11 protein-coding genes are annotated in these 11,688 nt (G+C 46.4%); 1 reads left to right on the top strand and 10 read right to left on the bottom strand.

The window, feature by feature from the left end:
* Window positions 1–34: 34 nt before the first annotated feature.
* From CXIVA_RS08125 to CXIVA_RS08100, 6 genes are all read right to left on the bottom strand, one after another.
* Window positions 35–1,345: an MFS transporter gene (locus CXIVA_RS08125; RefSeq protein WP_013977530.1), complete on the bottom strand. Its 1,311-nt coding sequence runs from the start codon at window positions 1,343–1,345 to the stop codon at window positions 35–37.
* Between the two features lie 71 nt (window positions 1,346–1,416).
* Window positions 1,417–2,211, bottom strand: coding sequence for a TIM barrel protein (locus tag CXIVA_RS08120; RefSeq protein WP_013977529.1), 795 nt, complete (start codon window positions 2,209–2,211; stop codon window positions 1,417–1,419).
* 69 nt (window positions 2,212–2,280) lie between these two features.
* Window positions 2,281–3,210: a sugar phosphate isomerase/epimerase gene (locus CXIVA_RS08115; RefSeq protein WP_013977528.1), complete on the bottom strand. Its 930-nt coding sequence runs from the start codon at window positions 3,208–3,210 to the stop codon at window positions 2,281–2,283.
* Between the two features lie 15 nt (window positions 3,211–3,225).
* On the bottom strand, window positions 3,226–4,170 hold the full coding sequence (locus CXIVA_RS08110) for a sugar phosphate isomerase/epimerase (protein ID WP_013977527.1): 945 nt from the start codon (window positions 4,168–4,170) through the stop codon (window positions 3,226–3,228).
* Window positions 4,171–4,210: 40 nt separating this feature from the next.
* The gene (locus CXIVA_RS08105; RefSeq protein WP_013977526.1) at window positions 4,211–5,296 is read right to left on the bottom strand and encodes an alcohol dehydrogenase catalytic domain-containing protein; all 1,086 of its coding nucleotides are present in this window, start codon (window positions 5,294–5,296) and stop codon (window positions 4,211–4,213) included.
* Between the two features lie 43 nt (window positions 5,297–5,339).
* The gene (locus CXIVA_RS08100; RefSeq protein WP_013977525.1) at window positions 5,340–6,545 is read right to left on the bottom strand and encodes a hypothetical protein; all 1,206 of its coding nucleotides are present in this window, start codon (window positions 6,543–6,545) and stop codon (window positions 5,340–5,342) included.
* Between the two features lie 329 nt (window positions 6,546–6,874).
* On the opposite strand from CXIVA_RS08100, the gene CXIVA_RS08095 reads away from it, so the two are divergent.
* Window positions 6,875–7,876 carry a LacI family DNA-binding transcriptional regulator gene (locus CXIVA_RS08095; RefSeq protein WP_013977524.1) on the top strand — a complete coding sequence of 334 codons (1,002 nt, stop codon included), beginning with the start codon at window positions 6,875–6,877 and terminating at the stop codon, window positions 7,874–7,876.
* A gap of 77 nt (window positions 7,877–7,953) precedes the next feature.
* Here the strand turns inward: CXIVA_RS08095 and CXIVA_RS08090 are convergent, their stop codons facing one another.
* From CXIVA_RS08090 to CXIVA_RS08075, 4 genes are read right to left on the bottom strand one after another with little or no spacing between them, the layout of a single operon-like run.
* On the bottom strand, window positions 7,954–8,952 hold the full coding sequence (locus CXIVA_RS08090; RefSeq protein WP_013977523.1) for a carbohydrate kinase family protein: 999 nt from the start codon (window positions 8,950–8,952) through the stop codon (window positions 7,954–7,956).
* Window positions 8,953–8,967: 15 nt separating this feature from the next.
* Window positions 8,968–9,846, bottom strand: a complete 879-nt coding sequence (locus CXIVA_RS08085) for a class II fructose-bisphosphate aldolase (protein WP_013977522.1) — start codon at window positions 9,844–9,846, stop codon at window positions 8,968–8,970.
* Window positions 9,847–9,857: 11 nt separating this feature from the next.
* Complete coding sequence (locus CXIVA_RS08080; protein ID WP_013977521.1) at window positions 9,858–10,751, bottom strand: sugar phosphate isomerase/epimerase family protein; 894 nt, start codon at window positions 10,749–10,751, stop codon at window positions 9,858–9,860.
* Window positions 10,752–10,790: 39 nt separating this feature from the next.
* Window positions 10,791–11,636: a sugar phosphate isomerase/epimerase gene (locus CXIVA_RS08075; protein ID WP_013977520.1), complete on the bottom strand. Its 846-nt coding sequence runs from the start codon at window positions 11,634–11,636 to the stop codon at window positions 10,791–10,793.
* Window positions 11,637–11,688 lie beyond the last annotated feature (52 nt).

Genomic DNA, 11,688 nt, shown 5'->3' with positions numbered 1-11,688 from the left:
GTATTGACAGCCCCCTGCATTCTCTCATAATACGTTAACTCTGTTTTACAACTCCGTTCGCCTCTGCTGCGAATTTCTCCTCTGCTTTCTCAACGAAACCTTTCTTGATCGGTATTGCAATTAATGTTGCCACAACACCGAGGATCGCCATTACGATGTAAGACATATCCCAGCCGGCTTTTGCCGCAATAACAGCCATCAGCATCGGGCCGGCACTTCCGAGCAGCTGGTTAATGGTCAGAACAGTCGGATATGCCTTGATAAACTTAAATCTGCCCCAGTACTCCGTTGTCATAGACATGATGAAGTTTGCGGAACCACCGGTACCGATACCGATAAAGACCAGAGAAATGATCAGTGTCGGAGTGGTCGGAATGATGTTTAAGATACATGCAACAACGCAGCAGATGTTCGTGAACATAAATGCTGTTTTCGGATTGGTTCTGTTATCGATAAATCCGCACAGGAAACTGCCCGGGCATGCACAGAATGCAGCTACCAGCAGGAACAGAACTGCCTGATCCGGTGAATATCTTCCTGTGGAAAGAAGACGCGGAACCATCGTACCCATACAACCTGATGCGATAGCGAACAGATAGGAGTTTGCGATACCAAGGAGCCATACTTCTTTTGTTCTCAGAAGATTTTTCACTGTCCACGGGCTGTCGGCCAGCATTTTCTGTCCTTCTTCAAACTCAGCCTTTGCCTGTTCGGAAGTTAATGATCTGTTGTTGTCCGGGAACTGTCCTCTCTGCTCCGGATACTCTGTGAATGTAAAGAAACCGAACAGACAGATCGCTGCCGCTACAACGCCAATGATCAGATACGCATTAGAGAAACCAACTTTACCATTTAATATATTGAATACCATGGATCCCAAGCCGGTACCAAGCGGAAAACCGATGGTTGTGATTCCGATGATCAGACCTTTTTTTCGCGGGAACCAGTTATTTGTCAGTGAGTTGTTGGAAAATGTTCCCCATAACGGATATGTGATGTAGCAGATCATAAATACCACTGTGAAAACAGCCAGGTTTGTAACACGTCCCCACAGGAAGATGCCAATTGCATAAAGAAGACCGGCTGCCAGGATCAGGTGGCGAAGCTTTATTTTTCCTCTTGCATATAACTGACCGAAAATGAAGATGAACGGAATCGCCGTCCATGCGCCGATTGACTGGAGCGAAAGCAAATATGTCTGATTCCAGCCGTTTCTCTGTTCAAACAATGCTACTGCAACGTTCATGGTTCCGTTTCCCAGACTGAAGATCAGGAATGTCAGGAAACAATATATTACTAAAAGCCAACCAAATACACCAAAATTAAACTTTTTATTTTCATCCATTTTATTACCTCCTCCGTGAGGCAAAAGGACAGACTCCCGGCGTCCTTTCCGTCACGCTAATGATGATTTAACTAGTTGTTAGCAATTCCGTTCACTACGTTCTTTGAACGGATCAGGCTTTCGAGTTTATCCATGGTCGGATCATACTCCATACCCAGATAACCGTCGAATCCCAGCTTTTCAATTTCCTCACGCAGGAATGCGTAATTCAGCTCTGAATACTCGAGCTCATTACGTCCTTTTGAACCGGCAGCATGGAAGTGACCAATACGGTTGATATTTCTGGTGATGGTCTCAAGCAGGTTGCCGTCTGTAATCTGCTGATGATACAGATCAAACAGAATCTTGATATTCGGTGTGTCACCCAGTGCACGGATCAGGAAGAATGCATCGTGCGAATTTAACGGGAATACGCCGGCATGATCCACATCAACGTTCACCGGCTCGATCAGCAGTTCAACCCCGGTACCCTCCAGAAGCTTATCTGCTTCTTTCAGTGTGTCAATCGTATTTGCGAAAAACTCCTGTCTGGAAAGGAACATTCTCTCATGTCCCAGAGAATTGAACACCTGCTTGCAGCCAAGCTTTTTCGCTGCTTCGATACTGGCTTTCAGATCATTCAGATAAGTTTCTTTTAACTCCGGCGCACCCATGCAGTCGCATTTGCACATGATGGAAGCAACTTCCAGTCCCAACTCATCTGCTTTTGCTTTGATCGCATCCAGATCATCATCCCACCAGCTTAGGATCTCAAATCCGTCGTAACCTGCCTCTTTCAGTGTTTCCAGACTTTCCAGATAGGTTTCTGTGCTCATCGGCACACCCCACTGGCCAAAAAAGATATCTACCATACATGAATATTTCATCGTTTTTCTCCTTACCGGTTTATTGTACTAAACCCTGTTTTATCAGATCAATGTCTATTAATTTCTATATTATTTGTAAATCGGTGACAGTACATTATCAATATACCACTTGGATAACAGCATCGCTGCCAGATTATCCGGCGCGCCGTCTGCTTCTACCGTCGCCCAGCCTTTGAAGTTATGCTTCTTGAACATCTCATAAAGACCTGTCAGGTTTACATCGCCGGCGCCGAGCTCGTAGAACCAGCGCTTGCCCTCATCGTCGTACTCAGCACCCGCTTTGAAACGCTCTTCATCCGGAAGGTTCTTCTTGTTGGTATCTTTCAGATGCATATATTTCATACGATCATGCCATCTGTCATAGAAATCAACGATATCTACACCCATCAGAGAGATCTGTGCCGTATCCAGACAATACTGAACGTATCTCGGATCTGTCAACTCTAACAGCTTCTCATGATTGCTCAGGTTAACTGCGCACCAGAACTCATTGTGGATCGCCAGATCCAGCCCTTTGTCTTTTGCGCGCCTGCCGACTTCATTCAGAGCGGTTGCGACATTCTGCAGCTGATCATCATCCAGCGGGCCGGTTCCGAAGTACTGGCCTGCCGGCATCACGATCATTGCTTCTGCACCAAGCTCTGCAAGGTTATCAATGTTTTTCTGCTGTGCAGCAATGATTCCCGGAAGGGCGTCTTTTCTCTCGGAATTGAAATGAATACTGAAACCGCCCGTCACCTTCTCGATGCCTCTCTTTTTCACAAACTCCGCAAATGCTGCCAGGCTTCCGAACTGCATGCGCAGGAAGTCTACCTGATACCATACCAGCTCAATGCCTTTATATCCGGCAGTGGAGAGATACTTTAAGATATTATCCCAGTCCTGCATATACCCATGTGCAGTGAAGTCTTCGTCATACCACTCTCCCAGATTGTTGATCTGCTTGAACTGTGGAACGCCCCACATATTCATCTGAAAGCTGTATTTAATGTTTTCCATCTTTATCCCTCCATTCTACACAAAGTATTTTCTCTTATAACCCTGCATTTTCATCATGGTCTTTTCTACATTGAAGGCCTGCTTCGATTCCATTGTAATCCAGTCATCGTATCCGACCTCTTTTAATGCATGGTATGCACCGACCTTATCTACGTCACCATTTCCAAATGTACAGTAAACCCGCTGCTGGTCACCTTCCTGCGGCGCTTCCGGCAACGGCGTAGCGAACACGCCCATGGTATCCACAAATTTGGAATCATCCATCTTCACGCTGCCAAGTCTGCCGGCATATTTATTGATCATCGCGATCGGGTCTACGCCTGCAATGTGAAGCTGCGCCAGATCCGGACTGTATAATACGGTCTCCGGGAGCTTTGCCATCAGAGAGTCGATCATCTCTCCGCGGAACAGTCCATAGTATTCGTTTCTCAGGGATACTTTCACGTCTGCTTCTTTGGCGATCTCTTCCATCTTCATGATGGTCTCCGCCATTCTGTCTTCATAGGAATCCAGAATTTCGCTGCCGTGGAAGACGCCCTGTGTCATGCCAAACATGGCGGACGGGGAGAAAATCAGATCTTTGCTTCCCATTTCTGCCAGAACGTCAGCGGTTTCTTTCGTAAGTGCAAGAATCTGATCAAAAAATGCTTCCCGCGGCATTCCCATATCAAGCATCGTCATCAGAATGTTCTGTGCCGTAATATGAAGACCGGACAGGCCTTCTTTGATTCCGTTGTCTACCAGGAATTTCTGATAGTTTGCAGCGGAACCGTATTTGGAACGGATCGCCTCTGCACAGATTGGGCATGCCCCGCGGCCGCCGTTAAACGACCATGCCTGGAACGGGATCTCCAGTCCCTCGTATCCACATACGCCGACCATTTCAACGATGTCGTTCCAGTACCAAAGTGCGATGTAGCTTTCGCAACCGGTTGTTCCTAAACTGAATGAATATTTCATCCTGTTGTTCCTCCTCTCCAATCGTCGTCTGTCTTCCGCTTTATTCCGGATCTACCACGATGACGCCTTTTACTTTTCCTTCTTTGGACTCTCTCATGAAGCGGATGCCCTGCTCTGCTTCTTCCAGTGTGAATCTGTGTGTAATGATTTTGCTTAAATCCACCTGCCCGCTGGCGATCAATTTAAACACCTGATCCCATACCAGCGGCGCAAGCCATGAGAACTTCAGTGTTTTTTCCTGCTTCAGACAGTCAAGTACCGGAACAGAAAGTCTGTCATCCGGTCCTGCCTGGCCGAAGAATACGATGGTTGCACAGGGTGCTGTGACCAGCAGGGAATCCTGCATTGCTGCCGTACTTCCCGCTGCCAGGATTGCTCTCTCGGCAAGCAGTCCGCCATTCAGCTCTCTTACCCTTGCCGCAACATCTTCTGCATAGTACGGGGAATCTGTTCTGGAATTGTTGATGACATGATCCGCGCCGCATTCGATGGCTTTTTCCAGGCCGAAATCTTTTCTTGCGACGACGATCACCTTGCCTGCGCCATACGCCTTTGCAAGCTGCGTCATCATGAGACCGATTCCACCGACACCGTAAATGACTACCGTCTGTCCCGGCAGAATATCCAGTCTGTTGATCGCGTGCAGTGCACAGGCCAGCGGCTCTGCGATCGAAGCATATTCATACGGAATGCTATCATCGATTTTGTATACGTTTGTGTATTTTACCTTTACATATTCTGCCATTGCGCCGTCTACGCTGGTTCCGACAACGCCGGCATGTTCACATTCGTTGAACTCGCCGCGCATACAGGCCGGGCAGGCACCGCAGGTCTGAACCGGATTGACCGCAACGTGATCACCGACTTTGAACAGATTCAGTTCTGCTGCTGCCGAACCGATCTCAACCACTTCACCGGCGGTCTCATGACCCAAGATCAACGGCCCTTTGCCATCTGCTGTATCCAGCGGACTTTCACCGTAATAGTAGACCAGATCAGAACCGCAGATTCCGGTTGCCTTTACTTTGATCAGGATCTCTGTCGGATCGATCTGCGGAATCGGCTCTTCTCTGTATTCCATTTTTAAAGGCTCCATAAAACGGGCAACCTTCATTGTTCCTTCCATCTTTCAAATCCTCCTGTATTTCATCTGTTTATCTTTCTGTTTTCTATTTGTTTGATCGAGTTCCGCATCCCTGAAGGATCTGTCCGTCCGGTCCGAAATGTTTCAGAATGACAAGCGGTTCATATTTTGATGTGTTTACGATCTCAACACCCTTCTGTGCTGCCGATTTGCTGACAAAGAACTCGTCTGCAGTCAGTTCGCCATAGCGGATCAGCGTCGGAGACTCACATTCATATTTACCGAGTTTTCCATGTCCCTGGATAACCAGACATCCGTAAGCACAAGGATCTTTGACAACTGCTGTTTTACCGGGATATACGGTCAATTCTTTGGCTCCGACATAATCATTGCCGTATACGATCCAATCCTGTGTGCAATTATCATCTTCGAATTCGTTCTGCGGTCTGTGGAAGAATCTTTCCCGGTAATCCGGAGCTGTATTCAATTCCCAGTCAGCCACTTCGAATACGTTTTTGATATCATCCTTTTCATCATCCGGCAGGTATGCCCGCAGATCTTCTTCATGAAAAAGCTCGCCGTTGACCACATTTTCCCAGATTGCCATGGCATCGCTGTTCCATTGCGGTTCATAGGTGCAAAGAGAACCGGGGGCGTGGACGACTCCTGCCGGTGTGTACCATCCGGTATCCAGCTCAATCCGAAATGCTCTGGAAAGTTCTGTGATTCGTGTGTCACATTTGGAGTAGTTACTCAGTCGTTCCAGAACTTCCTCTTTTGATACGGAAGGATCGAATCCAAAGTAGCTTACCGGCATTGCTCCAAGGTGATTGTTATACTGTCTTGGGAAGAAGTAATGTTCATGTTTCGGCAATACGCCAACCTTTTTGCAGGCTTCTTCCGTGTGATGGATATGATGGAACAGCGGATACTGATAATCATAGAATTTGGAGAACATCGGCCATGTACCATATTTGTCCATCAGTTCCTGTCCGATCAGGTCTGCTCCCAATTCATCAATGAAATCTTTAAACAGAATGGCATGTTCCGGATCATCGTCTACATTTACGAAACTCAACCCTTCGTACTCACCCGCTCCTTTTGTTTCTACATGAGTGATGGAAGAAAACCATCGTTCCACGATCGCGCCTCTTTCCATGCCCATTGCGTAGTAATCTTCCGGATGAAGTCTCAGTCTTCTCCCCGGTCTGTTAAATGGTCTTGGCACCCAGGTAGGTGTCAGTTGAAGGATTCCTTCATTCTTTTCAAATACCTCTCTTATCTTGCTCATGAGACCTCCTTACCTCTTTAGCTATCCTTTCATTTAATCGTATAAATTAAGGTGTTAAAAAAAGTCGGATTACACGTTATTTCTTTTGCTATTTATACGTATAAATCCGTAGCCTTATAGTAGCATGGTGGCAATATTTATGTCAACCGCTTTTATCCAACAAAACTATTTTTGGTGATTATTCTAATTATCAAAGATCTTTTTTTGTGCACAATTCTTATCTTGTCAGCTCCCTGGTTCTATGAATATTTGTGCAAGAGCAATTCTTGCATTTATTTCTATTTAATCGTATAATCAATACATCAAACCTTAATTAGGAGATTTCAATTATGACGAAAAAACGCACAACCATGAAGGATGTGGCCAAGCTGGCAGGCGTCACACAGGCTACCGTATCCTATGTGATCAACAATTCAGCAAATATATCAGACGAAGTAAAGCAGAGGGTTAACGAGGCGATTCAGAAACTCAATTACACACCGAACTACGCTGCCAGGGCGTTGAAAACGAATTCCTCTACGATTGTAGGAATCATCCTGCCCGACATCGTAAATCAATACTATTCCGGCATCATTGAGTATCTTGAGAATCTGCTGATCCAGTCCGATTACCATACCATGGTTTACATTACTTCATATAATGCGAAATATGAAAGCGACATCATCCAGCGTCTGCTTGCGAATAATGTCCATAGCATTATCGTGTTATATCAGTTTACGGATCCGGCTAACTGGGATATTCTCAAGAATTCCGGCAAACCCGTCATCGCACTGGAAGGCGGAAGCCATTGTACACAGATCGGCATTCCGAATATTCAGACGGACAACTTTGCCGGTGGACACCTTGCAACTAAGTATCTGCTGAACCAGCAGCTTAAGAAGATCGCCTATATCAACCAGACCGTCGTTGTCGACGCTCTGCAGGAACGCTACCGCGGACATACAGAAGCAATGAAAGAAGCCGATTGCTTTGATCCGGCAAACACCCTTTATCTCGATAACGAAAAAGATTACTATCAGGAATGCTGCCGGATCGGCGCTGAAATAGCCAAGAGTGATTACGAAGCAATCATCACAACCTCTGATCTGATCGCAATGGGCCTGATCCGCGTACTGAAATCACTCGGCAAGCGGGTTCCTGAAGACTTCCGGGTCATCGGATATGATAATATCCCGCCCTCACAGATTTTTATCCCGGCTATAACGACTATTGCACAGCCGTTGGAAGAAATCTGTTCCCGCATCCTGGATGTTCTGTTTCCAACTGAGGATAAGGACCTGTCTGAATCAGAACCATTAACACCTTCCCTGCTTGCCAGAGAATCCGCGTAATATTTTACAAAAAACACAGGGCAGCGACCAAAAGTCGCTGTCCTGTGTTTTTATGAGGTATAGGGGAGGGGTATCTGTTAATGATCAGTTTTTCTGTATTTTGCTTCCAGTTCCCAGATCAGGCTTGCGCTGCGCAGACCATCGGTCCCATTTAATTCAGACAGAGAACACGCTGCGGAGGCAACGGCAAACCGGATGGAAGTTTCCAGATCCATGCCGGAATACGCACCGTACAGAATACCGCTGCAGAAAGCATCACCGGCGCCGGTGTTGCCTTTAATATAGTCGTCAGGCAAAGACAGGCTCGGCACATGAACAATGCTGTCGTTTCTGCAATCCAGGCCATAAGCATCGGATGCCGTGTGGATCACCACCCAGTCAGAAACACCCATTTCCCGGATCTCTTTCAACACGATCGCAACATTGTCAGCATTAACTGCAATGTCGGTGATTGCCTCTGCCTCCAGCTCATTGATCACACAATAGCTGGTGTATTTTAAAGCCGGTTTTACAATACTCTTTGCGCGGTCACCCTGCTCGGAGACGACATCAATGGCCGTCTTCATTCCCCGTTGCTGCGCATCGTGAAGGATCCTTGCGCCATGTGTACCATACTCATCATCCGGCTCATCCACCTTCTTCATCAGCAGAAGGTATTCCAGTACAAAAATATCAGCCGAGAGTTTCTCCCAATCAATATAACTCTCGTCATACCGATTGCTCGCCTCTGCCTGAAAGAAGAATGTTCTTTGTTTGGTGTCGGCCGGATGAATAACATGCGTAACGGAGCTTAGACCTCCGCGCATGATGTTATCTGTTTCAATATTCGGAAAACTGTTCAGTGTCTCCCAGAGCATATTGCCTGCAGCGTCTTCACCGATCACAGCACTGACTTTTACCGGAAGTTCCGGGTCCATCTTGGCAAGATCAAGGATCATATTGCCGCTTCCGCCTACATTCCAGGTCTGTTCCAGAATATTAGCCAGAAAGCCCGGTGACGGATAGGTGTCAGTGGTATAGACCAGATCTGCAATCAGGGAACCTGCTACCGCAATTCCTTTTTGATTAACTGCCATTATCTGCTCCATTTCTTATGCTTCTAAACTGAAGATACGGATTGCCTCAACGACATCCTTCTTCATCGCTTCGCGCGCAATCTTTGGAATGTCATGAAAAAATACGGATTCGCCTTCTTTGACCTGATCCATTGCATCTTTGACTGCTTTACCGCCGGTCAAAGCCATATAGGTATAGTAATTTACTTTGCGGATACCGTTGCGGATTGCAGTCTGGAACTCTTCTTTGCTCAGGCCGGAACCACCATGCATAACGAATGGCATATCAATCTTTTCTCTGATTTCCGTGATGCGGTCTAAATCCAATACCGGTTTCGTTTTATAAATGCCATGGGCCGTACCAAAGCAGATAGCAAGCGCATCTACACCGGTCTTCTCTACAAAATCCTTCGCTGTATCCGGATCTGTGTACATGCTGGACACATCCATCTGCTCAGCGTCGTCTTCCTCCACGCCTTCCATACCAATGTCAGATGTGAATACATGACCAAGCTCAGCTTCCACGGAAACGCCTACGCTGTGCGCGAGGCGTGTTACCAGCGCAGTCGTCTCAACATTCTCTTCGTAGCTTAACGCAGAACAATCGATCATAACGGAAGTGAATCCCAGACGCATCGCCTGCATGCAGGACTCTACAGTCGTCCCGTGATCCAGGTTCAGGCATACCGGCACGGAAGCTTTTTCAGCGTAATGGATCATCAGCGGCGCAATCTCCTCAATCGGAATCAGCGGCGCATGCACTTCCGCATAGTTGATGATGACTCCTTTGCCGGTCTCTTCCGCAGCTTCGATGATTGCCTGCAAAGCTTCCAGATTATAAGCATTGAATGCACCTACCGCATAACCTTTTTCACACGGTTCTCTAAGGACTTCGTTCATTGATACAAGCATCATTCTATACTCCTCTACTTACAAAACTTCTCGTTAAAACCATCTATCGCTTCTTTACACTTACGGATCGCATTCCATGCATCCGGCCACTCACAGAGATCGATAGCCCACCATTCGCCATCAAAGTTTGCTTTTTCCAGAAGCGCAGGAATTACCTGATCAAAGTCCACATTACCCTCGCCAAAAGGTACATGTGTGCTGGTATCGGTAACATTTAATGTACCGTCAGAATCGATCAGATGAACGAAACCGATACGATCGCCCAACAACTCAATAAACTCAAGAACTCCGCCCTCCAGCTTATCTTCCTCTATATGGCGTGAACCTTTAACAGAAGACATATAAGCGTGGCATGTATCGAATAACACCTTAAAATTCGGTTCATTGACTGCTTCAAATGTTTCAACGATGTATTTCGGCTCGTTGATCATAAATCCCGGTTCGAACTCCCAAACCACCTGCTGGTCATACTGCTGCGCGATCTTAGCAATGCGTTTGAAGTTATCTACGATTTTTGCACGACACTGTTCGTATGTCATTCCTTCCAGAAGGATCGGCTGTGTACCGGAATCCACACGGATGGTTTTAAAACCCATCTGATCGCAGAATTCTGCTGCTTCTTCAAACAGCGCGATCCATTCCTCAGACTGCTTCAGAGAATCAACGCTCCAGAGGTCTGCCGCGTAATCAGCCACGCCCAGTTTATTATCGTTCAGCAGTTTTGCCAGCTCCGCGCGTTTTTCAGGGGTGTTATATCTCTTTGGATTGGCATGTGGCTCAAAACCGCCCATACTGATGCCATCAAATCCTAATTTATGCAATTCTTCCACTACAGTTACCAGATCAATTGGGTTATCCGCAAAGTTTTCGCCGGTAAACGCCCAGCTGCCGATTGATACTTTCTTCATGATTCGACTCCTTTATTATTACAAATGTCATTTCAGGTATTATGCAAATGTTTTTCTCAGGAACGGAATTCCTTTTTCAGGAATTGCTTCCGGTGATTCCGCGAATGTGCGCCATACAGAAGCAGATTTGGCGATTTCTTTGCAATCCGGCGTAAATGATTCAATGACACAATAATCATCATATCCAACCTCTTTGATCGCTTTTGAGATTGCATCCCAGTCAAAGTTATCTTCACCCGGAATACCTCTGTTGTTTGCGCAGGTATGGAAATGATAAATCTTATCACCTGCCTTGCGGATCGCTTCTACGATATTGGACTCCTCGATATTCATATGGAACGTATCAAGCAGAATACCTACGTTATCAGCACCGACACGCCGGATCAGCTCTAATGCCTGATCTACCGTATTGATAAAGTCCGTTTCAAAACGGTTCAGCGGCTCAACTGCAAAACGGATCCCGCGCTCTTTTGCATAAGCAGCAACAATCTTCATGTTCTCTACTGCCCAGTCCCACTGCTGCTTTTTCTCTTCTTCACTGATCTGACGGGCTTTGCCGCAAGCAGAGTACATCGGTCCAACGATCACCTTGCAGTCAATCTTTACTGCCAGGTCAACCATTCCTTTGATATACTCGATTCCACCCTGACGATATTCCGGGTTATCGGAAGAGATATCTCTGGTGTCTCCAAACGCACCGCAGATAGTAGGTGTCTCAATCTGGAATTTTGCTTTTGCTTCGCTAATTTCATTAACGTCGATGGAATCAAAATCCTCGACACAGATCTCATAGAGATCACATCCGTATTTTTTCGCCTTTGCAAAAATCTCCATCGGGTTTGAAAACGGGGACTGCCAGGCAAGGGAACTTAAACCAAATTTCATAATATTATTTCCTCCAAACAAAAAACTACGACCTTTGATTTATACGTATAAA

The organism is Clostridium sp. SY8519, from assembly GCF_000270305.1.
Classification (GTDB): Bacteria; Bacillota; Clostridia; order Lachnospirales; family Lachnospiraceae; genus SY8519.
Note: the sequence above shows the minus strand (reverse complement) of the source record. Positions and strands in the feature narration are given on the sequence as shown.